At 55.0% G+C, this 24,807-nt stretch carries 22 protein-coding genes; 4 read left to right on the top strand and 18 right to left on the bottom strand.

The features are described 5' to 3' along the window. Nucleotides 1-340: 340 nt before the first annotated feature. Nucleotides 341-613, top strand: coding sequence for a hypothetical protein (locus Pla52nx_RS24965; protein WP_342190255.1), 273 nt, complete (start codon nt 341-343; stop codon nt 611-613). A gap of 973 nt (nt 614-1,586) precedes the next feature. Here Pla52nx_RS24965 and Pla52nx_RS33025 read toward each other — a convergent pair. From Pla52nx_RS33025 to Pla52nx_RS24955, 3 genes are all read right to left on the bottom strand, one after another. Further along, the gene (locus Pla52nx_RS33025) at nt 1,587-2,033 is read right to left on the bottom strand and encodes a thioredoxin family protein (RefSeq protein ID WP_146520398.1); all 447 of its coding nucleotides are present in this window, start codon (nt 2,031-2,033) and stop codon (nt 1,587-1,589) included. A 129-nt stretch (nt 2,034-2,162) separates the two neighbouring features. Beyond that, on the bottom strand, nt 2,163-2,738 hold the full coding sequence (locus tag Pla52nx_RS24960) for a hypothetical protein (protein ID WP_146520399.1): 576 nt from the start codon (nt 2,736-2,738) through the stop codon (nt 2,163-2,165). A gap of 458 nt (nt 2,739-3,196) precedes the next feature. After that, nucleotides 3,197-3,577: a hypothetical protein gene (locus tag Pla52nx_RS24955; RefSeq protein WP_146520400.1), complete on the bottom strand. Its 381-nt coding sequence runs from the start codon at nt 3,575-3,577 to the stop codon at nt 3,197-3,199. 46 nt (nt 3,578-3,623) lie between these two features. Between Pla52nx_RS24955 and Pla52nx_RS24950 the strand changes: the two genes are divergently transcribed. Beyond that, complete coding sequence (locus Pla52nx_RS24950) at nt 3,624-4,106, top strand: NAD-dependent epimerase/dehydratase family protein (protein ID WP_231742015.1); 483 nt, start codon at nt 3,624-3,626, stop codon at nt 4,104-4,106. Between the two features lie 38 nt (nt 4,107-4,144). Here Pla52nx_RS24950 and Pla52nx_RS24945 read toward each other — a convergent pair whose 3' ends face one another. The 5 genes from Pla52nx_RS24945 to Pla52nx_RS24925 form a co-directional block, all read right to left on the bottom strand. After that, nucleotides 4,145-5,293, bottom strand: coding sequence for a hypothetical protein (locus Pla52nx_RS24945; protein ID WP_146520401.1), 1,149 nt, complete (start codon nt 5,291-5,293; stop codon nt 4,145-4,147). Nucleotides 5,294-5,326: 33 nt separating this feature from the next. Next, nucleotides 5,327-6,991, bottom strand: a complete 1,665-nt coding sequence (locus tag Pla52nx_RS24940; RefSeq protein ID WP_146520402.1) for an FHA domain-containing protein — start codon at nt 6,989-6,991, stop codon at nt 5,327-5,329. 31 nt (nt 6,992-7,022) lie between these two features. Continuing rightward, entirely contained in the window at nt 7,023-7,874 is an 852-nt protein-coding gene (locus Pla52nx_RS24935; RefSeq protein WP_146520403.1) for an FHA domain-containing protein, read from the bottom strand. Between the two features lie 114 nt (nt 7,875-7,988). Next, nucleotides 7,989-10,940, bottom strand: a complete 2,952-nt coding sequence (locus Pla52nx_RS24930) for a WD40 repeat domain-containing serine/threonine protein kinase (RefSeq protein WP_146520404.1) — start codon at nt 10,938-10,940, stop codon at nt 7,989-7,991. A gap of 95 nt (nt 10,941-11,035) precedes the next feature. Beyond that, a complete protein-coding gene (locus Pla52nx_RS24925; RefSeq protein WP_197454638.1) occupies nt 11,036-11,614 on the bottom strand; it encodes an RNA polymerase sigma factor in 579 nt (192 codons plus the stop codon). A 568-nt stretch (nt 11,615-12,182) separates the two neighbouring features. On the opposite strand from Pla52nx_RS24925, the gene Pla52nx_RS33020 reads away from it, so the two are divergent. Further along, nucleotides 12,183-12,485 carry a DUF2306 domain-containing protein gene (locus tag Pla52nx_RS33020; RefSeq protein WP_146520406.1) on the top strand — a complete coding sequence of 101 codons (303 nt, stop codon included), beginning with the start codon at nt 12,183-12,185 and terminating at the stop codon, nt 12,483-12,485. 3 nt (nt 12,486-12,488) lie between these two features. Here Pla52nx_RS33020 and Pla52nx_RS24915 read toward each other — a convergent pair whose 3' ends face one another. The 7 genes from Pla52nx_RS24915 to xylB all read right to left on the bottom strand — a co-directional run bounded on the left by Pla52nx_RS24915 (nt 12,489) and on the right by xylB (nt 19,977). Further along, nucleotides 12,489-13,634, bottom strand: coding sequence for a serine/threonine protein kinase (locus tag Pla52nx_RS24915; protein ID WP_146520407.1), 1,146 nt, complete (start codon nt 13,632-13,634; stop codon nt 12,489-12,491). A 294-nt stretch (nt 13,635-13,928) separates the two neighbouring features. Next, the gene (locus tag Pla52nx_RS24910) at nt 13,929-14,132 is read right to left on the bottom strand and encodes a cold-shock protein (protein WP_146520408.1); all 204 of its coding nucleotides are present in this window, start codon (nt 14,130-14,132) and stop codon (nt 13,929-13,931) included. 330 nt (nt 14,133-14,462) lie between these two features. Next, complete coding sequence (locus Pla52nx_RS24905) at nt 14,463-14,621, bottom strand: hypothetical protein (protein WP_197454639.1); 159 nt, start codon at nt 14,619-14,621, stop codon at nt 14,463-14,465. A 180-nt stretch (nt 14,622-14,801) separates the two neighbouring features. Next, nucleotides 14,802-16,169, bottom strand: a complete 1,368-nt coding sequence (locus Pla52nx_RS24900; protein WP_342190254.1) for a DEAD/DEAH box helicase — start codon at nt 16,167-16,169, stop codon at nt 14,802-14,804. 593 nt (nt 16,170-16,762) lie between these two features. Further along, nucleotides 16,763-17,380: a DUF937 domain-containing protein gene (locus Pla52nx_RS24895; protein ID WP_146520410.1), complete on the bottom strand. Its 618-nt coding sequence runs from the start codon at nt 17,378-17,380 to the stop codon at nt 16,763-16,765. Between the two features lie 80 nt (nt 17,381-17,460). Beyond that, nucleotides 17,461-18,159: a DUF533 domain-containing protein gene (locus Pla52nx_RS24890; RefSeq protein ID WP_342190253.1), complete on the bottom strand. Its 699-nt coding sequence runs from the start codon at nt 18,157-18,159 to the stop codon at nt 17,461-17,463. Nucleotides 18,160-18,447: 288 nt separating this feature from the next. Continuing rightward, nucleotides 18,448-19,977 (bottom strand): xylulokinase, encoded by a 1,530-nt coding sequence (xylB, locus tag Pla52nx_RS24885; RefSeq protein ID WP_146520412.1) that lies wholly within the window; start codon nt 19,975-19,977, stop codon nt 18,448-18,450. A gap of 131 nt (nt 19,978-20,108) precedes the next feature. Here xylB and Pla52nx_RS24880 point away from each other — a divergent pair, with 131 nt between their 5' ends. Then, on the top strand, nt 20,109-21,464 hold the full coding sequence (locus Pla52nx_RS24880; protein ID WP_146520413.1) for a hypothetical protein: 1,356 nt from the start codon (nt 20,109-20,111) through the stop codon (nt 21,462-21,464). Between the two features lie 6 nt (nt 21,465-21,470). Here Pla52nx_RS24880 and Pla52nx_RS24875 read toward each other — a convergent pair whose 3' ends face one another. The 3 genes from Pla52nx_RS24875 to Pla52nx_RS24865 form a co-directional block, all read right to left on the bottom strand. After that, on the bottom strand, nt 21,471-23,402 hold the full coding sequence (locus Pla52nx_RS24875) for a cation acetate symporter (RefSeq protein WP_146520414.1): 1,932 nt from the start codon (nt 23,400-23,402) through the stop codon (nt 21,471-21,473). Further along, nucleotides 23,399-23,725: a DUF485 domain-containing protein gene (locus Pla52nx_RS24870; RefSeq protein WP_146520415.1), complete on the bottom strand. Its 327-nt coding sequence runs from the start codon at nt 23,723-23,725 to the stop codon at nt 23,399-23,401. Before Pla52nx_RS24870 ends, Pla52nx_RS24875 begins: the two co-directional genes overlap by 4 nt. Nucleotides 23,726-23,875: 150 nt before the next feature. After that, entirely contained in the window at nt 23,876-24,706 is an 831-nt protein-coding gene (locus Pla52nx_RS24865) for an MBL fold metallo-hydrolase (RefSeq protein WP_146520416.1), read from the bottom strand. Between the last annotated feature and the right edge of the window lie 101 nt (nt 24,707-24,807).

Here is a 24,807-nt window from a genome sequence, read left to right as displayed (position 1 = left end):
CCAAGGCGGCCAAATCAAAGTTCGACCGTGACAGTGCTTATTGCTCAGATCCAAGGTGGTAGAAGATTACGGGTGAAAAATGTCGCAGAGAATGATTCTTCGCGCGCGGTCCCCGCCGGCAATCTTCTACCCGTAATCTTCTACCAAATCGTAATTGACCAACTGAATCGCTTGACCTTCGTGATGAATACGACTGTCTTGGAAGAGAAGGTGACGGGGTGGATGCCGAGCAAGAACGCATTCATCAATGGCATCCGCAGCGGACTGATACAGCCTGATGATCAATGTTTGAGCTGGTGAGTGAAGAAGCAGAGTGGCCGGACTGCACAGAGAGAACGCCATGACATCGACCAAGCGTTCTCAATCTCGCTCTCTCACACCCATTGGTTTACATTCGCAAACCGATCAGGCTCGCCAATTGTCAGTGAAGTCACACAACGAAGATTTTGGCACAAGTTGGCATGTTCCCACGTCTCATCGCGACGAGAATCTGTCGCCAAGGTTGATCATTTCGTCTTCCATTGAAACGATCAAGAGAATGAAAACGCTATGCGTACCCAAGTCACACTGGCAGTCTTGGCAACCAGGTAAACAAGCAAGCTCTCGCTGGTAACGTCCCAAAGAAAGAACCCCTCACTCAACGTCTGCGCGGTCTGCAGACGGATCGGGTATTAAGAAGTGAACGCTCCCATAATGTCGAGCCGCGGAGGCGGCGGAAGCGTAAAGCCTGGGATGTGAGTCCCAGGTTTCGTTTCGCAACGATCCCTATTAAGCCCCGAAGGTGGCGACAGATTCTGATTGATACCCTCCCGTTTCTGTCGCCGCTTCGTGGCTTCGCTGACGTGTCAATGTAACACCCCATGGGGCTGACGCCCCACGCTTAATGCTGCCGTCGCATCCGCGACTGTGCACGGGCACCAATGTTGATTGGCGACATCAGTCACTTTGATCAGCTTGTAAAAATCCGTCCCCTTTATTGCTCGTTCTCTTCGGCCAATCTGAAATCATCCAAATGTTTAAGCAGCTCCTTTTGCTGTCGTCGATACGCATCAGACCCAACCGAATTCGCTTTTCCCTCCGTACAATTATCTACAGCGTTTAGTTGTGCTCGCAACGCATCTGACAGTTTCAAAGATTCTTGAAATGCCAGCATTCGCTCTTTTTCCAACCTTGCCGAATTTGCAGCGTCCAATTGGTGCTTGAGCCTCTGATGGTCCAAATACCAAGCGAGCAAAATTGCAATGACGAATGTCAAGCTCAACACCGTCCTGATTCGAAACCGCATAAAAACTGCCAATAAAACGTGATTCTAAAAGGGTGTAACCAAAACCCATTTAAAACCCCCTTCCCCTTTGCGAACCCCATCGCGAATGTCTTCGTTCGCCTCCAATATCGCGGCCAACCCAGCGCAGTGGCAGCGATCACCAAAAGCGACAATACAACGGCCGTGATTTTGAATGGAAGGACAAGGGGCCAAAGCATCGGACGTTGCAAGCCAATTTGAATTGGGAAATTTGGGATTGATGAACTTCGTTAATCTTCTTTGCCAAAACGCGTTGCAACGAGTTGATGCACGACGGTATCCGTCATTCACAATTGCGCGCCTGCGAGATTGAATCACGTAGGATTTGTTCTTTGGTTAGATCGGACAAAACAACGGGAGCGTCTGGGCTGCATGGCGAGTGCACGATGAAAGCGGGTACGCTTTTTAGGCCAAGCCGTTGCATCAGTCGCGTTGCTTCCAAATCCCCGTCGGTAATGTCGGCGCGAAGCAGCACGACCTTATTGTTTCTGATGAAGCGAATCATCTCTTGATTGTGTATTGCATACGGTTCGTTCGAAATGCAGGCGACGTCCCAGCGAGCGATTAACGAGACCAAGACGACGCGACCAGTTTCTGTCGCCTGCCGAACGCGCTGAGCTGAATAGCGTTCCCAATCAAGCGGCAGGGTTTGTTCACGTTCATGCAACCAAGCTGTGGCAAAAACTGATAGTATCAAGACGATTATCAGTGATCTCAGTCCGAATCTCATCACGACTCTCAGTGTCGAGTACGCTCATCGCAATTGTGTTTCGATTCTACAAAAAATGAAAGCTGCACGGGCGTCGGCTAACTGCGTCAGAAACTCTTTTCGACGCCGATCATATCCCTCGAGATTCAATTACTTTGGCACTTCTTCTTTCAGTCGCGATTTTCCGGGAGAATCCACGTCATTGCACCATTCTTTCCAATCAAAACCCGTTGCAGTGGGAGGTGCTTTGAAGCGGACGGTTCCGCGGCATGAATCTCTTGGCAGCTTCTCCCATCCGATTTCGCAGTACGCAAGGATTCCGCCTGCCCACTCTGGTTCTTTCGGCCACGAACTGGGGGGACGCGAACCGAGGAAATCGGCGTAGATGAGCCACAGTTTCAACATACCCCGCGAATGCTCGTCGCTTCCGCCGACGTCAACGATGAATGTTTCAGAGGTCGCGGTGTGCACCACGGTGTGGATGTCCGTCTCGGTTCCCATCTCTCCATTCCATTCTGCCGACACCAGGGGCATATTGAGACTCGCTGGAGATTCTTCGTGTCCGTCGGCATCAAACTTCCGTATCAGCACGGCAGCGAAGTCGTTGTCAACAAGCTTTCCCGGATCGATGCCACCGTATCGCTCGACGCGTTCTTCTCCGTGGTAACGCAACAGGTAGGGCAGATTAGGCCATTGCCACTTTGTTTCCGCATCCCAAACTCTCACGGAGTCCATCCAAGGAACGTTAGCGAAAGCCAGTTGTGAGTTCCAGTGCTCCCGCGCCGAGTCGGTGGATGGTCGATTGATCGCAACGGTGATTTGAAGAGCGCGTCTCGGTCCAATTTGTGAAGATTCTTCCAAGCAGACGTTTCCCCGCAAAAGAGGTGGCGTATTGGTCGGGCGTTCCGAATTGGGATCACGCGGTGGCCAATGAATATCAAATTCATGCCGCGTTGCGCCAAGCAAGTCTTTACGCGGAGACTCATGCCCGCAGCCGAGCAGGAGCACGGAAAAGCATGCCGCCAATACATACATCATCCAATAGCGCGGGCGACCGTACTTTGCTTGGATCACGCGGGGGCCCTTTACCGTATTGAACTCATCGACATTATCACTCGTCCCGGAAGAACCTGTTTTAAAACCCCCTTCCCCTTTTCGCGTACTTTGGAAGAGTTGCTGTCGTATCAGCATACCTGCTTTCCCGTAGCGCCGCTGAACATCCAGCGGCGGTCATCGAAATCGTAGTTGCCCTCATTGCGAAATAGCATCACCTGCACTCCTGCGGGAATGTGCTTGAGCATTTCCGGTTGATCATCGACGTAGATCGTGACACCGTACTCGGCGATCACTTCCGCCTTGGCTTCAAATCGATCGACCAGAACCACGTCGTCATAACGAATGTTCCGCTCCTCCAAATCCGCAATCGCCTTCGCTCGATCGCGGCGATACGTAATCACAATCACCTTGCCGGGCCAGGCGTGAGTCCAGGCGGAGAAAAATCCGGGAGCGTCGGTGATCACGCCGTCCAGGTCGAGACCCAATACGTCAACTTGATAATCAGGCACTATTCTAGAATCCACAGATCGAGGAGATTTCGGTTGGCAAAAAAGCTTGCGAACGGTCATTCGCGCTCGAGTTCTAACTTATCGCCTGACCGGTGCCAGCCACAGCGGCGTGGAATTGCACGGGTTTCTTAGCTATCTCGTGCACGTCGCTGTGACCGGCAAGCCGTACACGATCTTTGGCTACAAAGGCAAGCAGGTTCGCGATCAGATCGAATGCAGCGACGTGGTCAAAGCGTTTGAAGCGTTCTCTAAGAATCCGCGCCCCGGCGAGGTGTACAACATTGGCGGTCGTCGCGACAACGCGGCGAGCGTCTTGGAGTGCATCACGATGATCGAAGAGATCGGTGGACACAAAGTCGATTTCTCCCTCGGTGACAACAATCGAAAAAGCGACCACATCTGCTACATCAGCAACCTCGCCAAACTTCGCCGCGATTATCCCGACTGGGACATCCGAGTATCGCTCAAGGATATCCTGTCTCAGATGATCCACGCCGAAGAACAAAAACAAGCGGTCGCGACGTCCTGATCAGCGACGGCGAATTTGAAATCAACAGATACGGCGATCTACTTGGCGAGTTCTCCAAGATTCTCGGGTTGGAGTGATTCGTCGTCTTCCGCAACGGTCAAGTACAAGCCACGCATCAGAACGAATAGATTGTGATAGGCAAACTCGCTGCCGGGTTTTGCCGGCGCAAATTCGACACCGTTGCGGTTCATGAAACAAAGCAAGCCGACGACGTGATCGGCATCGATTTTCGGGTCATATCCGCTTTGCCCGCTCAGCGGACGAATGTCGCCTGATTTTTCAAGCTGCAAGATCTCACGATCCAATTCCTGCAAAAATCGATCTCCCGAATAGAAGTGCGTGAAGCGATTGCGTTGCTTGACCCACTGTCTGACTTTCTGCGAACTGTGAAATTCGTTCGTCAGTTTCATGAGTGACGCTTCCATTCGCTGGATGCTTTCCACGGACGCCTGCCCGCTGGCTTCTGATTCCTTCACGACCGCCAGACGAGCTGCCTCAAACGCCGAACGAGTGGTCTCAAAGTCTTCCCAGCGTAGAATGTAGGGCCACAGGCTGATGGTACCGTCAACCGTCTGACTCGCTGAAAACTTGAATGGTCCCTGTGCCAACGTGATGTGCGAAAGCAGATCGTCATTGAGATCCAGCTGCCGCAGCGCTTCTTCGCTGTAGCGGCTGGTTTTGGGATCAAATTGATAGGGCAATGATGATGCGGCAATTCGAGCGAGCATGAAATTCAGAGCGCTACCGTTGCGGATGTTGGGCCCACTGAGCTCGGAATGGTTCTTTAATCGATCCCACAAACGGCTGTTTTGCCATTTTTGATCATTCAAGTACTTCATCCGAGCGATTTGACGAACCTGGTCCAGCTCGAGTTTCTTTTGTTCGGCAAGCGTTTTGCGTTCCCAATAGATGCGCAGCTCCTTTTTCCAGTTGTCCAATTCCTTGCTGTACGCGTCCGCGTGCAGGTTTCGTGCATGTGCAAAATCAACGGCCGCGTCGCCTTGTGCGCGAATCAAATCTGCTTGTGCATAGATTCGCGAGGTGACCGCATAGTACGGGTCGTAGACCGCCCAGCGGACTCGAGTCGGATATCGATAAACGGGGTCGACAACAACGACATCCTGAGCCATCGCCCCGTGTGCGGCCACAAGACACAGAAGGCATACCGTGATGGTGTTCTTGGTCATTTGGATTCTCCGAAAGCTCTCAAGTAAACTCAATTACGGATGCAGACATTCAAGTACACGCTGGATCAATGGAGCATCGAACGATGGATCGGGGGCCAATGCACTCTCCGCCATCGGCGGTGTCGGTCGCGAATAGATTCCCACGACTTGCCCCGTGGCGTTCATCACGGGGCTGCCAAGGTAGGCAAGGTCATTCTGCTGGGCAATTCCCTTGGCGACGATACGATTCGTCGAACCTTCAGTCGATTTTACCAGCCTGCCAAAGCGGCTTGCAATCGTCGAAAGTTCAATGGGAGCCGTACGATCAAAGTACGGGTCTTCGATATCAAACGCAAAGCCGGCGACGTTCAGCTTTTGATTCGCCCGTAGTTTGATGTCGACATCTGCCTCGGGCAACCAATGCGACACTGGCCGACTCGCTCTTAAGATCCCAACATCGTAAGTCGTCTTTTGATCAATCGCCTCCAACGCTTTGATACGTGCCGCGACCAAGCGATCCTTGACGCTCTCGAACGCTTCTGGGTTGGGCGGTTGTGATTCCAACTGATCAAAGATCGTGTCGTGTTCCTGCTGTGCCTCCCGTGCTACTTTATCGGCAGACTCGAACTGCGGGTGGGTGGTGACGGACGCGATTTCCAATTCACTATCGGTTGCGGGTGAGAACAAAAATGCATCGGGGTAACCGTCCTGTTGCAAACTTCGCATCGCTTGGATCACGGCTGCCGTGGTCACGATGCTCTCGGAATCAATCGCAAAGCCGGTGCCGACGCGAAATGGAGTCTCGCGCTCAGTATCCGCGCAAACGATCAAGAATATCGACCGCGACAATGCTTCCTCGGGCGATACTTCCTCGGGCGACAGTCCGACTTCAGCAGATTCAGTCACCGACTGAATCTCGACGTTTTCTGCACTCATTGTTGCAGATGGAATTTTGGTGTCCTCCGATTCCGGCATCGCTGACGCAGTCATCAGCATCTCGGATGGCTCCGTTTGCGAGATGCCTCGATTCCGCATTGCCAACCAACCGATCATAACGACCAGTAACGCACTGCACGCGAGTGCCGCGAATACGACGGTGCGATTGGATTTTACATTTTCTGGCTGAGCTGAGTTCGTTCCACGGTTCATTGGAGCGACAGAATTAGGTTCCGATCGACTGAGCAAATCAGAGACTTGATACGCGATGGAGCCGAGGAAAACCGTATCAGACTCTTGAACGATGGCGCGACTGATCTTGTTCTCAACTTTTCCGATCGAAGTACCATTCGTCGACCCGAGATCTTCAATCACGATTTCGGCGTCATTGACGAGCATCCGCGCGTGATGCGTGGAGATGTTCGATCCGCTCAGAACAACGGTGTTGTCGGATCCTCGGCCCAGTGAGATGATCTGCGGTGTCTTGGCCGAGCGATTTGATCTCGACGGATTCACCAGCGGCCTGGCATCGACGAAGTTTAGACTTTCTGGCCAAGGCATTGGCAGTGTTTGACCGAGTGTGATTCGATCCGTTGTAGAGATTTTGCTTAGTCCCGAGAGGCGTTTTCCGTTGACAAACGTGCCGTTGGTCGAACCAAGATCCGTCAGAGTCAATTCACTACCATCGGAAACAAGCCGACAATGTTGGCTAGAAACGGTCGAGTTGTTGACAACAACGTCACAGGATGAGTCGGATCCAATCGTCCAGGATTGCTGAGGCATGTTCTGTGTTCCATTCTTTCAATGAGGTTGTTTAGGCAACATTGGGCTGGAAGCGAAAACGTTGCTGTCCGAGTTGAAATTCCGTTTGTTTGTCGATTGGGAATTTTTTGACTCGAATCCAGATGCCGTTCAATGATTTCTGGTCTTCAATCATCCATCGTTCCGTTTCGTCTTGGTACAGACGGGCGTGTTTGGGACTGATGAACGGATCGTCTTCGATCGCAATTTGGCAGCGAGGATCTCCACCAAGAAAGATCTCGTTGCCTCCAAGTGAGAACGAGCGTGAGTTCTTCTCGCCGGTTCCGGCCTCGGTCAGCCGCGGGACAAATTGTTCCAGCATGGTGCGAGTCGGCGCTCGATACGCATTGGTCTGCAGAGCTTCTGTCTCCGTGGCTTCGACACTAGTTTCGGGTAGCTGAAAGAGGTATCGGCGACCGCCGAGGACGAGTTCACTTTCGCGAGAGAGCGATGCACGGAATGCGCGGACGAACGTCCCGTTCGTGCTTTTGCGGTCAATCAAATACCAGCGGAAACGCCCCTTCTGTTTTTGACAACGTAGTTCTGCGTGCTGACCAGAAATGTCGCTATCAAACGGAATGACTAGATCGCCTTTCTCACGACCGATCGTGAACTTGGAATCACGCAGTCGAACCGTTTCACCTTCATCTCGACTGCCGTCATCAAGAATCGTCAATAGGGCCAAGGGCTGGCGATTGGTGGGGCGGAATGCGCGCACCTGTGGTGACTGCGAGGTCTCGGCGGCCGAAACGTTCTTCGGTGGCGTTTGCGGCAAAGCCTGCTTTTGCAAGAATTGCTGCAACGGCTCGGCGACCGTTTGAATGACGGGTTCTTCGTCTGTGTCGCGTGATGATTTTCGGTTCATTGGCTTGTCGAGGGATTACTGTTTCTGCATCGCGATGGGACTGGTTGGATGGTGGGCACCAGACGCGTTAAATGTTTGGTGCGAGATCGTCGTCATCTGGTTCTGGTGGCCATTTCATTCCGCCCCGATTTGATCCTGCGCCGACTCGTTCAACTCCTTCACAACTGCAGGCTTCGGAGTTTGAACCACTGGTACAGCCGATTTGATTTTCCAAACGACCACGGGGATATAGGGGCCGGCAAGCATCAACCGCGAACCATCGTCCGAAAACGAAAGGAATTTGACGCGGTCCGCGTGTTCGCTGTCTGATTCGAACGGATAGCTCCAGCGTTTTATCTCGGCTCCTGTCTTGGTGTCCCACAGACTCAACTGGTGAGCGTTGATCCGACCTGCCGTCGACACCAGCCACTGGCCGTCCGCAGAGAACTGGACCGCATGCACACGACCGCCTTGTTTGCCACTATTCCAAATTTCCTCGCCGGTCGAAGTGTCCAATATCGCAGCATACGAAGGGGCACCATTGAGCACACCGTACGCCAACCGAGAACCATCCGCTGAAAGGTCCATTCCCGTCACACGTTTCGTGTTGGCGATGTTCTCAGGGAAATTGAATGTCACCGGCAGTCGTTTTCCGGTGCTCGTATCCCATAGACTCACGCCGTCTCGGACGCTGTTCACCGCGACCGTCTGCGCGTTGGCTGAAGCGTCGATACTACTGGAATAGTTTTGATCGGCCATTTCAGCCTGAAAACGACTGATCAACTTGCGAGTCGATACCTCCCAAGTGAGAAAAGTTGACATCCCCTTGAGCTTCACTTCGCGGTCATTTGCCACGGCAATGAGTTTCGATCCGTCCGCAGACAAATGGACCCATGCGACCCTCGGCTCGATCGGCGACTCGAAAGGTTCGCCAACAGGAGCGAGCGACTCGGCGTCCCACAAGCGAATCTTCTTGTTCTCATGTCCCGTCGCAACCAGACGACCATCAGCAGAAAACGCAATTGAGATCGCATCCTGCATTTCTGGGGGAACCGCAATGTCACGTGCTGATGCAGTGTCAAAAATCTGCAGCGGGCCATCACCGATTCGGAATGCGAGACGGCGTCCGTTTGGAGCGAGGGAGGCCAAGTAACAATTCCCAGAGTTGGCATCTGCATGCGGCCACTCATTGAGCAAGTCGAGTTGCAAATCAACTGACAACGGAGGACGCTGACGATCGTTAGCAGATGGCGTCGAATCGGCTGCGGTGACCGGGCCGGCGATTTTTTCGGGAGAGCCGACGTCACGGTTCGTTTCAGCCGACCCCGGCTTGATCGTGAGATTCCCCGCGTCATCAACGTTGACCACCGCATCCGAATTTTCATCCAATTCGACTTTGCCGCCTTTGAAATAGATGATGATTCCCAGTAGCAGCGAACCGCCAAAGAAGCCGGACGCGAGCAGGAACTTGCGACCACGGTCACCCCCACGAAATCCCGCATCTACTTTCTGCTGTGGCGTCGCGGTCTTTGTCGCCTTTTGTATTGCCGGGGCGGACTCAATCATCGTCGCGATCGGATTCTCGCGGTCTTGAGCAGCGAAGAAGGCATTCAATGCACCGGTTTCGGTCAGTTGTGCAAGATTTGAATCAGCGGCTGAATCGCTGGAACTTTCTGCGGTCGAGACATCCGCCTCGACCGTTGTCTTTGGACCTTTTAGGTACCCTTTCAACGCCTCAGCAACATCGCTCATCGACTGAAATCGATCCCTCCGATTCTTGGCCATCATCGTGGCGCAGATCGATTCGAGCTGAGGATCGATCTCGCCACGGATTTTCGTGGGTGCGACGGGCTCTTCATGCACGATGCTATAAACCACCTTCGCGATGGCCCCACGAAACGGCAACTGGCCGGTAAGCAATTCGTAGAGGATGACGCCCAACGCATAGATGTCCGCAGTCGCCCCCACTTCTTCCAAGCTGCCACGGATCTGTTCGGGTGACATGTAAGCCGGAGTGCCGACAGCCATTCCGCTTTGGGTGACGCGGCTTTCAACATCCATTTGTCGGGCTAAGCCAAAGTCCATCACAATCGGTTCACGCTTGGTGTCGATCATGATGTTGGCCGGTTTCAGATCGCGATGGATGACTTGGTGACGATGTGCTTCCGCCAACGCCAAGGCCAATCGATGGACCAGAATCGCGGACGTTTTCGCTGGGGGTAGTTTGTCAGGCCTGATGAACTCCGACATGCATCTCCCTTTGACGAACGCCATCGAAATGAAATGTCGTCCATCGATTTCACCAACGTCATAGATGGGGCAAATGTTTCGATGTTGAACCTTGGCCGCCGCACGGGCTTCTCGATAAAATCGCGTGACCATGCCGTTATCGTCACCACCAGAAAAGCTGGGCGTCTTGAGAGCAACCTGACGGTCGAGTTGGCTGTCGTGCGCAAGGTAGACCTTGCCCATCGCGCCGGCGCCCAATGCCTTGATGATTCGGTAGCGACCGAACTCGGCGGGCAAGTCAACAACCGTTCTGCGTTTTTGAACGCTTGTTTTGGTATCTCGCAATGGATCGATACGGCTGGTATCGATCGACGCTTGTGCCGGTTCAGCTTTTCTGAGACCCAGCAACGAATCGGTCTCGCTCGAAGTCAAAATGAGGCGAGCGAGTTGTTGGAACTGCGGAAACTGATTCGAAAACCGAGACTCGTAACTGTTCAAAAGAACAGCTGGTTCGACATTGGGTTGGGCGTCACCGCATCTGGCTTCGGCATATCTGGCTTCAAATTCGGCAACGATCAAATCGACGTCAACCGATTCCTGGCTTCCGAGGAATGGAAACTTCTCAAGATATGCTTCCAGCATGCGACCGCTGCCTGCCGACCAACTCCGCTGCAAGTCGACTTTCACCAATTCGGACAGGGCAAGATCGCGGAACTGTGGGTTTGGATGCGAGATGACACGCCGCCCAAATTCCCCCAGCGAGTCCGGCTCCCAAGTTTGGTCAAAATCCATCATGAGAGCTTCCAACTCATTCCGGTCGGTGACCTCCAGGACGGCCAGTGGATCAGCTGATGACATGAGAGCTCCAGTCGCTGGTGTTCAAGGCATTGATCGTGGACAGATCGAATTGAATTCCGGTTCTAAAGGTCTCATCGCCGTGAGGGAAAAAAGTGTCAACCAGAATCGCTTTCTTTTTCAGAATCCTTGGTATCGAATGCAGAGAATTGCTCAAAACGCTGTTTAATACGCTCCTGGACGAGTTTCAGGATTCGATGAATGGTTTGTCGCGACAGGTTGAGTTGCTTGGCGATTTCCGAACGATTCAAACCTTCCAGTCGCATCGAAATGATTTCAGCGGTGCGATCGGGCAGTCCTTGCAAAACCATCTCCATTTCCTCCCAGAGCGCCAACGCGTCCTCGTGCGAAGGCTGTCGGTCGAACATCTGATTGACGTCGGAAATCACGACGTCCGCCGAGGCATCTCGCTTCTCTGCGGTGTGCTTGCGAGCTTGAGAGCGGGTCTTGCACAGTGTCAAAGTCACCAAGAGCTGCCACAGTTCTTCTGAGTGCTCGATGTGAAACGCGCCCTGTTCTTGACGCCGAAAGAAACTACGAAACACGGACTGGACGACGTCCTCACCATCAAATCGCTTCAGCAACGCAGGGTGAATGTTTTTGCTCGCCAAGTGAATCAGACGTTGCGAATACTGATCAAACAACGCTTTGATTGCGTCCGAATCGCCGTCATGCAATCGCTTTTGGAACGATTGAAATTCGCTTGATCTACTTGGTGGCTGGCTGGTCACTTTATCGGAATTCTGAGCAATGATGTCGTCCGGTTTGCATGAAAAGAATATACATGGCACTCCACCTGAGTGTCGTCTGAACGCTTGACCGAACCGAAATGAGCCTGCTTTCGTACAGAATCTGATACGCTAGAGCCTGAAACTCAGGAAGGCGGATTCTGTTCGATGAACATGCTGCATGCGGATTCTCGCCGAGGACGCAAGTTGATGAGGCTAGCGGTGTGTGCCATCGGCTTGCTGATGGCCAAGATCCTGCTCGTGATGCTTTACGAGTACCGCGGCTATTTCCCCGCCGACTTCGAGTCGACTTTCTTACTGGGCCGACGCGAAACGTTTACCGGCTGGTATCGCATCGCGTTCTACGCCCACATTGTTTTCAGCCCGTTGGCGTTCTTGTTGAGCACCGCCCTGATGATTTCCGGCGGACGTGCCCGTTTCCGTGGTGCCCATCGGTTGGCTGGACGTGTGTTGGTCGTGATCGTCGTTCTGCTGGGTGAATCCCAGCGGATTGGCGATGTCGGGACACGCTTATGCGGGACCGGTTGCGGGACTCGGGTTCGCGATTCATTGCATGTTGACGGGACTGTTCGTGGTGATCGCCGCGTGGCAGGCAAGCCGGGCACGTATGATCTCCGATCGACGTTGGGCGACGCAAACTTATTTGTTGCTGTGCGCGCCCTTGCTGCTACGGTTGATTTCCGGCGCGGCAGCTGTCTCCAACTTTGAAGACCAATGGGTCTATCAACTGACGGCGTGGGTCAGTTGGCTGAGTTGTGGGAAATCTGGTGAATCACTTTCCCAGCAGCATGGCACTTGATCGTCACTCGTCCCAAAAGGGATCGTCCCAACCCGTTCGTTTTTGTTCGTCGGTTGCGATCTCAGCCGATTCGTCAAGCTGCTCGTGTTGTTCTTCGTGTTGTTTTTCGGGCAGTTCATTGAGTGACTCGATCAACGCCGCAGCCGATTCAAATCGTTCACTCGGTTGTTTGGCCATCATGCGGCCACACAAGATCGCTAGCTCCGGTGAGATCGTTGGCAATCCTTTCTTGGTACGAAACGGATTGATCGCCGGTGGCAGTTCGGTGCGGTGAGCCATCAGCTTCTGCTTGATCGATCTCGATTTGAATGGTGGTCGGCCGGTGAGCAAGAAGAACAGGGTGCAACCGAGGCTGTAGATGTCCGTGCGGTGATCCACGTCGCTGAGGCCACGCGTTTGTTCAGGCGACATGAAGTCTGCTGTGCCGACGGTTTTACCGTTTCCCGATTCCACGTTCTCCGCGTCGTCGGCCATCAATCGCGCCAGCCCGAGATCCAGAATCTTGACGTTGCCATCGAGATCGAGCAACAAATTGGGCGGCTTGATATCACGGTGAATCAATCCCGCATCGTGAGCGTGCTGCAACCCCGACGCCGACTGGCGAACGAAATCAATTGCTTCGCGTGGTGTGGACGGACCGTCACGGCGAATTTTCTTGTACAGGTTGATTCCATCGACGTACTCCATGACGATGAAATGTCGAGCACCCTCTGCGCTGACATCATGAACACGCACGATGTTGTTGTGATTCAGTCGCGCCAATGCCCTCGCTTCCAAGTAAAACCGCTGCAGAGAATCGCTTTCCTGGCATCGCTCGCTGGGCAGGACTTTGATCGCCACCCTGCGTTGCAGAATCTCATCTTCGGCTAGAAAAACGCGTCCCATGCCGCCGACGCCGAGCAGATCCTGGATATGAAATTTGCCGAGTTTCAAGCCGCGGTATTTGCCCCGCAGCAGTTTTTCATTTTGCCACTCGGTCAATTTGCCATCGGACTGCAGAAAGTCGGCGAAGGCGAGTGCTGATTTTGACTTGGGATCGCCGTCGCAAATATCGCGAAAAACCTTGTAGCGTTCACGCATCGCATCAACCGAAATCAAGCCGCTGGCCTGAAGGGTTTTGCAATAGTCTTGGAGCGATAGCTGGGACATGAGACCCGGGGGGGCGGCGCAAAAGCTGTGCAAGGACGAATCGCACAGTTTAGCTTGAGTCGCGGATGATTTCGCGTGGTGTGTTGGCAGATGTTTTCAGGAAAAAACGGCCCAAGCCCGCCGAGGAGCGGAGTTGTCACGCCAGAGTCGTCTGTAGAGTGACGACAAAAAGAAGGAGAGATGCCAAGACAGGCTCGCGTCAGACGCCGGTTTTTGGGCCGGCCCGGTACCGACCTGATGGTTGAAGTCGGTTTCGGTACGCATCTGATCGCGGAGCCTTGGCGTTGGCGACGCTTAGTCGCGAAGTTGCACGTTTTCAGCGCGTGGACCCTTGGGGCCTTGTCCGATCGTGTAAGTCACGTCTTGGCCTTCACGCAAGCTATTGAAATCAATGCCTTGCACCGATGAGCTGTGAAAGAACATATCAGTGTCCTTGCCAGCGGTGGCGATGAATCCAAATCCCTTGTCCGTAATGCGTTTGATGGTGCCTTGTTCCATTGTCTCTATCCAGTTCACTTCAAAAAAATAGTAGTACCCGCCGCCAGTTCGCGTGAAACGTTCACGTGATTCGGCGGGCGTCTCTCAAAACCGTGTTATCTCCGAGGAAGGTCATTCCTCAGTGCGACCGATAACGGGCCAAATGTGTCGCCGACTGGGCGACCTGTGTCGACGAACCGAAGTTCGCCGCCGTGTGCATTGCTAACCGTGATGGAAAACGCCGCGTGTGTGTTGGTGTGGTTTAGCAACCAGCGATGCTTTACTGGCGTAGTGGACGAGGTGATGAGTCCTATCGCACGGGACTCGTGACCTCGTCCACTACGGAATGCGTCACTCGTTGTTGTCGACTGGTGCATCGGACTCGTCGGACAGGGTGTTCTCGTCTGTCTCATCTGATTCGACGATGGCAACCGGTGGCGGATTCAACTCGGCCTCTTTGCGCTGCAGTCGCCGGGTTCGTTTGTCTTCGGCTTTGCGCCGTTTTTCCATTTCGCGTTGACGTTTGACGATGGTGTTTTGATTCTTTCCGATAACAAATACTCCCTAGTTTCGAGGAACGACTGTTTGACCCTGTAGCCGTCAACAAGCGATTGCGACGACATGTGACGGCGACGGATGACTGCCTCGTCTGCGTCGGCGGTGTGGGTCAGACGAAATGGTGGCTTTTCACTACGCAGAGGCACTCCTATGCCGACGCTTGCCACTGTCTTTGGCGTAAGCGGTGGGGCCTCCGGTGTGACCGGCTTTCTTGGCTTTCTTGAATCCGGATGACTTGAAGTTATTGCGTCGGTTTCCCGAGCGACCGCGGCTCTGAGTCTGTCCACCGGTGGCGACGGGCTTGCCCGAAACAAATTTGACTTCGGGGTTTTCGATCGTCAGTTTTTGACCGATCAAGCTTTCGACGGCGTGCAATATCTCGCGTTCGTCGGGCATGCAGTATGAGATCGCAACGCCTTCGGCTCCCGCACGACCGGTGCGACCGATTCGGTGTACGTAGCTCTCGGGTTCGTTGGGCATGTCAAAGTTGATGACGTGGGAAACACCATCGATGTCGATACCACGTGCGGCCACGTCGGTTGCCACCAAGACGGTGACTTTCTTTCGGCGAAACGCGTCGAGGGCTTTTTGTCTGGCGTTTTGCGTTTTGTTTCCGTGAATCGCAACGGCTGCAATGCCCTCTTTCTCCAGCTTGCGAGTCAACGCATTGGCGCCGTGTTTGGTTCGCGTGAAGACAATGGTCTGATCGACCCCTTGGCTCTTGAGCGTCTTGCTCAACAACGCGACTTTGTCACCACGTGGAACGATTCGAACACTTTGTTGGATTTGCTGTACGCTGGTCGTCTTGGGCGTCACGTTGACGGAGATCGGATTGAACAGCAGTTCTTGCGACAACTCGCGGATCTTGGGGGGCAGCGTGGCCGAAAAGAACAGCGACTGACGTTCCTTGGGCAGTTCGGCGATGATCTTTTTGAGCGCGGGCATGAATCCCATGTCCAGCATCCGGTCGGCTTCGTCCAAAACCAAGATCTCAACGTTGGCCAAACTGATGTGTCCTTGCTGCATCAGATCGAGCAGACGACCGGGTGTGGCGATGAGGACATCGACGCCCGTCCGCATGGCTTTGACTTGTTGTGCTTGACCGACACCGCCGTAGACCAATGCGGAGCGAAACCGCATGTGTTTGCCGTAGACCTTGAAACTTTCTCCGATCTGGATCGCCAATTCCCGCGTGGGTGCCAGCACGAGTGCTGTCGCGTGTTTGGACGACAACGGAGGCTTTTCATGCCCCAGGAAATCCAGGATCGGCAAAGCGAATGCGGCTGTCTTGCCGGTGCCGGTTTGGGCGCATCCCAGAATGTCTTGTCCCTCGATCGCCGCGGGGATCGTCTGTGCCTGGATGGGTGTCGGAGTTTCGTATTTTTCTTCTGCCAGGGCTCGCTTGATGGGTGCGAACAGATCCATCGATTCAAAAGTGCTCATGCTCTTTGTGCTTTGTTTGATTTTCTGTATGCCGGCTGCGGTGGGATCGTCGATCATCGGCCCATCATTTGGGCAGCGATCATCGCCTCGCTTGTCGGAACACAAGGTGTTGATTGAGAGACCCTGGGCGTTCAGACGGCGGCTGTTTTGGCAGCGTGCCGGGTTGATGCGCACCATGGGACCGGTTGTTTTTCGGCAGCGTGTCCTGGTCGGCTATTGGTTAAGCGACCCAGAGCGATGCTCATGGATTTCGGACAACAAGAAAGTCTCGAAATCGGGGCGTTGTCGAAACAACTCAAGCGGCAATCCAGAGCGGTACACTCGACCGATGGTAAGCAGCAGTTGACGAATCTCCGTTCGTCGGAGCGAGAGGCTGAGACCTTAATCAGCAAAACATCTCGCTGAGCCGAAACACGCAAGTTGAATTCAACTTCGTTTCTCGTTCCATTTCGGCCAGTTTAACCAGTCAGAAATCGATCCAACTTCTTTCCGGTCAGCAGAACTGTACCTCCCTGGCAGGAGATTACCAAGAGCAAACCGCCAGAATGTCCAACTTGGTCGGTTTTTGTCGCCTGCCGGGATGAATTTGCCAACGCAGTTGCCCAGAGGACACTTGGTTCGACAGTTGAACACTGCTGGAAGTCATCCTGTCATGACTTACGGCCAAAGAATCGGCTCATCCCGAATTTCATGATGTCCATCATGTCAAAGTCACCGTCACCGTCTTGATCAAACATCCGGGCTATGAAACCGCCCCCAAATGTTTTCGACTCCACTTCTTTGCGTTCGCTGTTGAGCAAGTCGCCCAAACCGCCTGGCGAAAGCTCTTTGTCTCGTGTTCGTTTGCCAAGTGCTCCCATCAAGAGTGGTGCTAGCATCACCATCAGCTTCATGGTCTGCCCGCCGGTCAAGCCACTCGCGCGGCTGACGCCCTCTTCCACACGTTCCTTTCGATTGCCCAAGATGTGATCCAAAATCGCGTTGCCCTGCGTCGCTTTCTCGTTCACTCCCGCCGGTGCTTGCCCGGGAGCAAACCAGTCGCCCAGTTGGTCCAGCAAGGATCCATCGTGGTCGCGAACCAAGGCATGGTGTAGTCGCTGCTGACCTTGTTCATTTTCGGCATTACGCGTCAGTGCCCCCAGCAATGTCGGCAGAGCGGCGCCGATCGCTTTCTCGGTTTGATCCGGATCAGCTCCGAGCGACTGGCTCAGTGCTGCGATTGCGTCTTGGTCGAGATGCTGTCCGACGATGTCTAGTAGTTCTGACATGGAGGTTGCCGTGATGAGAAAGGGGGGGGGGGCGGACAACGAGAAAAATGGAATGACCGGGGATTTGACCGAGCCAACTACTAGTCGTGGAAAATCTCAGGAGCGCCGTACTTGCGATGGATCGAATTGCACACGCTTGGTTGCAGACGCAATCCGTGGGCAAGATCACCCAGGTACTGCGCCTCTTTGTTTTCATCCAAATCAATGGCGATCAATGAAATCGTGTAGGCCTGCTCCTCCATTCCCAGTGGAACCGACCAAGCCAATTCTTTAACGTCGATTGGTCGCGAGAACTCTTGACGCAGGAACTCGATGGTCGATTCGTCGACGTGCCCCAACTGATCAATGATTTGCTGCTGCTCGTCTTGCGTGATTTGCCCATCGGCTTTGGCCGCGCCGATCATCGCTCGAACTAAGACGGCCGACTGCTCATTGAGCGTTTCGCGCGGGGGCAACGGCTTGCGCGACGGCGGTGCGGGAGCACGTTGCGGCGTTGGCTGCGGGACTCGCTGAGGCGTAGGGCTAGGAGCAGGAGCTTGCCGACGTTGTGTGTGTTCTTCGTGTGATACGTTCAGCAAATCCTCCAGGCTCTGTGCCGCATCGCTGATGGTCCTTGGGCGATTGGCTCGCTGTGGCTCGGGTGCTCGACGCGGCTCGGGTGCTCGACGCGGCTGAGGCGACGGCGCCGCTTGTGCTTGTCCACCCAAAATATCTTTCAGGATATTACCGCCGGCAGAACCGCCGCCGGATTTGCGCCCCCAGCAACGCTCCCAAAACATCCATTGCGTCCATCGATTGTCTCCGTGTTTTTGTTTAACGTGGTGTCGCGACCATTTGGGGCATCATATCATCACGAAACGCAAGCGAGTGAATTGACGCACTGAATGAAGGTTCACTCGCTTGCGTTTCGTGCTGGTAATAGAGATTCACTCGTTTGCGGACCATCTCCAAGTTACTGACTCAGGACGCGTCCTGCCTGCAGGCATAAGGACTCGATGATTAGAAACGCGTGAAAGTTTCCGGGATCCCGCACTGGAATCCCGCAGCGAAATCTACCGCCAAATCGATCAGTTTCCGGCTTGGTAGCACGCCAGTTCGCCCATCGACTCGGCGAGGTCTTGGTAGAGGCGACGGTAGATCGGAAACAGTTTGTCGTATCGCTTGACCGCATCTTTGTCAGGAGTCGTTTGACTGGCCACCTCGATGGTCGCATTGCATGCCGATTGGATGTCTTTGTAAGCACCGTCGCCGACCGCCGCCAGCAGTGCGACGCCGAACGCCGGGCCTTGCTCCACCGTCAGGGTGGTGATTTTCTTGCCGAACACGTCCGCCTGCATCTGACGCCAGAATGGATTCCTGCTGCCGCCTCCTGATGCTCGGATTTCGCCAACGGGTACGTCGAGTGACTGGATGATGTCCAGCGAGTCACGCAGCGCGAACGTGATGCCTTCCATGACACTACGTGTCATTGCACCGCGATCATGTGTCAGGTTCAAACCGACAAACGCACCTCGCGCATTGGGATCGGCGTGGGGTGTTCGCTCGCCGTTGAGATACGGCAAGAACAGCAGTCCATTGCTACCCGCTGCGATCTTTTCTGCTTCCGCTGTCGCGGCCGCATATGTCTTTTTGCCAGAAAGTCCGGCGAGTCCTTGCAGGACGGACTCGACCCACCATTGCAGCGAACCTCCGCTGGTCAAGTTGACGCCCATCATGTGCCATTTGCCATTGACCGCGTGACAGAACGTGTGAAGCCGACCGGCGGCATCGTACTGGGGCTCGTCGCTGTGAACGAACATCACGCCACTGGTTCCGATGGATGTGCTCAGGACTCCTTTTTTCACCACGCCGTTACCGACGGCGCCTGCAGCGCAATCACCGGCACCACCAACGACTTTGCAATCGGTTGACAACCCCAGTTGTTTGGCGACCGCGGGCGTCAGTGTGCCTGTGACTTCATCGCTCTCCACCACGGCGGGCAACAGCCCCGGGTCCAAGTCCAATTTTGAAAGCAGTTTCTTGGACCATTGACGTTTGACCACATCGAGCAACAGCGTGCCGCTTGCATCACTGACTTCCGTGACAAGTTCACCGGTCAGGCGTCGACGGATCTCGTCCTTGGGCAACAACACCGTGCGTAAGCGATCAAAATTTCGCTTCTCGTTGTTTCTCAGCCAGAGGATCTTGGGTGCTTGAAATCCGGTCAACGCGGGGTTGGCGACCATCTTGATCAACGCTTTTCTGCCGCCGGCGGAGGATGTGATTTCGTCGCATTCGGCGGCGGTCCTTTGATCGTTCCACAGCAACGCGTGACGGATCACATTTTGATCTTTGTCCAAGAAAACGCTGCCGTGCATCTGCCCACTGAGCCCGATCGCTTTGACGGCCTCCGGTTTCAGCCCCGACGCTTTCATGACCGCGCGGACCGTCTTTACCGTTGCCCGCCACCAGTCCTCGGGGTCCTGCTCGGTCCATCCGGGTTGCGGCTGATGCAGCGGGTAGTTCGCATCGGCTTCGGCGACCACACGCCCCCCCGCTTCGATCAAGAGCGTCTTGGTTCCGCTGGTTCCGACGTCGATTCCGATGTAGTGACTCATGGTGATGATTCGAATGAAGTGGGGGAGAATGAGGGCTTAGACGCGAGCGAACAGTCGGCCAATATAGTGCGTAGCACACCGCAGTCGAACTCCCCCTCTCCCACACTGCTGATACACGACTCCTTTTGCAAATGAAACACGAGACCTCAATCGGCAGGCGGGAATGGATGCTGGGCGTGGCTGCCGCGACGGCGACCGTGGGCTGCGGTCATCGCCCCACGGAATCGCCTACCGAAACGACTCGCGAGACACGTACCGACGTTCCCCTGCGGTTACTGCTGGTTGGTAGCGACAGCGAGGCAGAGGCAGTACGCAGAGGCTGGGGGGCACTGTCACCGGTGCCGCTGGACGTGACCGTGGTCGCTGCGGATCGTTCCCGTTTGTCAGGGATCGGCCAAATCGTCTCGGACAAACTGGCATCGATCGACGTTGCAATCTATCCGCTGATCGTCATGAGTCAGTTGGCCGCCAGTGAGCACATTGTCGCCGAAACGGACGAGTCGTTCGACGACTATGAAACCGAGCTGGGCAAGACCTATCCCGCGCTGATCAGCGGAGCATGTCGATTTGCCGACCAGTATTTTGCCGTCTCGCTGGGCTCCAAAGTGCCCGCGTTGTTGTCTGTCGAGGAAGTCGATGAGCTGCCGACGTGGTCGGACTATCACGATTGGGTCCAGACGCTCGATGGCAAGGCCGCCGAGCCTCTCGCCGAAGGTTGGGCGGCGTCCTCGTTCCTGCAGCGTGCCGCCTCGACGGTACTGGATACTTGGCTGTTTGATCGAAACGATGTCTCACCGCTGATCAACACCGAGCCCTACATCAATGTGCTCTCTCAGATGCTCGACACAGCAAGACTCTATCAAGGGCAACGCAAGACGTCCGCCGAAATCTGGACGGCGCTGCGGTCGGGGGAACTGAAGGGCGGTATCGGTTTTCAGCCCGCGAAAGCTCGATCGGATTGGGCCGGACAGGCATCCGATCCAGACTCTGCAGATCCAAATTCAGCAGCCACTGATGTTGCAAAGATAGAGCTGGACATCACCGCCAGCGATTTGCCGAGCGAGTTGCAATCTCCACGAGTCCTGCTTGACTCACTCTCGCCGGTAGCATCGATCAGCAACGCGTGTCGTCAAACGCGGGTGTCCAGACAGTTCCTCTCCTGGATCTCCGGCGGTGAAAATCGTGACGCCATGCTGGGGCAAATGAGCTCCATGACGCCGTCACGCACTTCGACGCAGGCCACAGCGGTCAATGTTTCTGGATACAACCGCTGGCTTGCCGATCGATTGAGAACTTCTCTCGTGCGCCCCGGATTGCAACTGATCGACGGCGGCAAGTATTTCGACGCGTTGGAGTCTCAGGTGGTCCGTTGCTTGGACGGCCAAGCAAAACCGGCAGAAGCGTTGAGTGAAGTCGCCAATCAGTGGCAAGCCATCACGGCCGCCGCCGGCCCAGACCGCCAACGCGCCATCTGGCGCCGACTCTAAGCACACCTACTCCGCATTCACCGCCACACGATCAGAATGCGTCAGTAAAGACACCACGATCAACGTCACGAATGCCAACGGAATCGTCACGATCCCAGGTTGATCAAACGGTGTCATTGCCGTCGACGGGTCCAGGCCGTAGACGCTCTTGTACGTTCCCGCGGACAACAAAATCCAGCCCAGCGAACTGATCATGCCGACCAACACGCTGGCAATGATTCCTTGTCGCGTCGTGCCTTTCCAGAACAACAGCATGACCAGGGCTGGCAAGTTCGCACTGGCGGCAACACTGAATGCCCAGCCGACCAAATAGCCGACGTTGAGCTCACGGAACAGGATCCCCAACGCAATCGCGATCACGCCCACCACCACCGCAGCAAACTTCGCCACGCGGACTTGCATTTCACCGGACATCTTGATGCCCATTACGCCGGTCAACAAATCGTGCGCCACGGCGCCACTGCTGGCCAAGATCAAACCGCTGACGGTTCCCAACACGGTTGTGAACGCAATCGCTGAAATGATCGCGAACAGCCATGTGCTGATGCTGCGTGCCAGCAAAGGTGCCGCCATGTTGGTGTCGGTCAAGTCCATCGCGCCGCTGGTCATGGCACCGAGCCCCAAGAACAACGTCAACACATAAAAGAACCCAATGCTCGCGATGCCCACGATCGTGCTCTTCCTTGCCGCCGCACCGTCTTTGACCGTGTAGTAGCGAATCAAAATGTGCGGCAAGGATGCGGTTCCGCAAAACAACGCCAACATCAGCGAGAGAAAATCGAGCTTGCCGATCAGCGCATCGCCGCGAATCCCGGCAAACTTGGGATGCTCGCCCGGACGCAGCACTTCGCTGCCCGCCGTGGGTTTTTGAAAGTGAACCACGGTCTTGGTGCCGTCAGCGTGCGCGACCGTTGTGTTTCTCCACAAGATCAGTTCACTGTCGTTGAGCGTGTTGAAGAACTCGACGGGACCGAGCGGCCCAGACTCGCTTTCTCCGTCAGGCAATCGGGAAATCGTCCCCACCGGCTGCAGGAGTTGCTCTCGCTCACCGACGCCGCGTGGTGCGCCATTGATCAGAATGCCGTCGGATGTTTTCGTGACCGCCTGTGCTTGACGCAGAACGACTTCGGTTTCCTGGTCATTCGACGGGACGACGTCATAGATGTCGTATCCCGATTGGCCGTCGCGCTGCAGTCGCACGAACTGTGGAACCGACTCCCAACCGTCGGTCACCTGGATCACTTTCAAGCCGCCGACCGTTTCATTCTGCAGATCAGCGACCGGCATCGGTCCCAGCTCGCGAAACCTGTCCGGCTCGGCGACAAAACCTCGCATCAGCAACAGCACCACCAGCACGGCACTGAAGATCACCAGCAGCGACCCTTTCAGGAATTGCACCCATGTCGTCGAGACCATGCCTGCGGTGACGACAATCGTGATCACCACGATCCCGACCAGAACAACACCGACCCAATGCGGAAACCCCAACAGCGGTTGAATCAACGACCCGGCGCCGACCATTTGGGGAATCAGATAAAACACGCTGACGACCAGCGTGCTGATCCCCGCAGCCGCTTTGATGCCCCGAGAATCAAACTGGGAATCCAGTGCATCGGCAAAGGTGAACTTGCCCAAACGTTTCATCGGCTCGGCGATCACGAACAAGGCAACGATCCAGCCTGCCAAGAAGCCGATCGAGTACAGAAATCCGTCGTAGCCGTAATTGGCAATCATTCCGCAAATGCCCAGGAACGATGCCGCGGACAGATAGTCCCCAGCAAAAGCGATCCCGTTGACCGCCCAGGGGATCTGCCCGTGAGCAGCGAAATAGCCTTCGGATGATTTGGCCTTGCGACCGAGAAAGAAACTCAATCCGACCGTGGCACCGACGAACACAAAGAAGACGACGACGGCGATGACCGATGGTTCATAGATCATGACTGAGCCTCCTCGTTGGCGGTGCTCGTCTTTCCTGCCGCATTGACGTCAGGGTTGGGCTTAACGCCTGAGATCGGCTTGGTGCTTGGGATCGGCTCGCTGCGGCACATCAGCCCGTAGATCATCGCCATCACAAACGCGCCAATGATCAACGCGAAACCGTACACGATCGCCAGGTTCAAGCCCATCAGGACTCGCTTTTCCATCACACCCGATGCGAAGGCGCTGAGGACGACAAAACCCAGGTAAATCGATAGATAAATCGCAAACAGAATCAACCCCAGCCGGGAGTTGTACTGTCGCGAGTCGGAAGCGGAGTGCATCGACGATGATCTCACAGTCAGGGGGGAAGGAGTGATGAGAGAAGGCACGCGGCAGGATGGCCTGATGGCAAAGTTGCGAATGCAAAGTCTACTCGCTTGCCAGCCCGCTGTGTTTGGGTGTTGTGCTTGACGGCCCCCGGAAGTCGTCGTCTAGAAAGTCGTGCGTGACAGCCGAATCGGAATGTTCAGCCCGTCGTAGGCCAGCTCGATTCCCGGGGGCAATGCTTCGTTCGTCGCGGAGTAATCCAGTTCGTGCGAAACATGCGTCAGAAAGGTCCGCGTCGCGCCGACTCGACGCGACGCCTCGACGGCTTGCTCCACATTGAAATGCGTCGGGTGCGGCTCATATCGCAATGCACCTACCACCAGCGTCTGCACACCGGCCAACTTTTCCATGGACGACTCGGGGATTTCGTTCGTGTCGGTGCAGTAGGCAAAGTCACCGATCCGAAAACCCAAGACATTGAAATGCGGTCCATGCTTCATCGGAATCGGAATGAACTTTGTCCCGATTACATCGAACGGCGACTCATCGATCGAACGAATCTCCAGTTTCGGCGTTGCGCCGGGATGCGTCGGCTGCCGATCCGAAAACGCATAAGAATACGAGCGTCGAATCGCCTCTTCCACGACTGGGCGACAGTAAAGCGGTATCGGTGCCCCCAACCGAAAAGGAAACAGTCGCAAGTCATCGAGCCCAAAAACGTGATCCGCGTGCTCGTGGGTATAGACGACCGAATGCACCAAGCGGACTCGTTCACGCAGCAACTGAGTCCTCAAATCCGGCGGCGTGTCGATCAGTACCGTGCCGCCGGGCAGCCGGATCAGGACCGCACAGCGAAGCCGTTGATTCTTGGGGTCATTGCTTTGGCAGACCGCGCAATCGCACCCGATCGCCGGAACCCCCACGCTCGTCCCGGTCCCCAGCAGGACGGCCGTGCCGATGTCGGCAGATTCGGATCGTTCGGGGGCAAAGGTCACTTGGCGTGGACGTCACTGTAAAATGGGCAAAACGGGGTCCAGCAACCCGTGAGCTGGCAACTTTCCCCGCCCCCAAAACGTACCCCACAGCCCTGTTCGTC

This window comes from Stieleria varia (assembly GCF_038443385.1).
In the GTDB taxonomy this organism is placed as follows: Bacteria; Planctomycetota; Planctomycetia; order Pirellulales; family Pirellulaceae; genus Stieleria; species Stieleria varia.
This window is presented reverse-complemented; position numbering and strand designations above follow the sequence as displayed.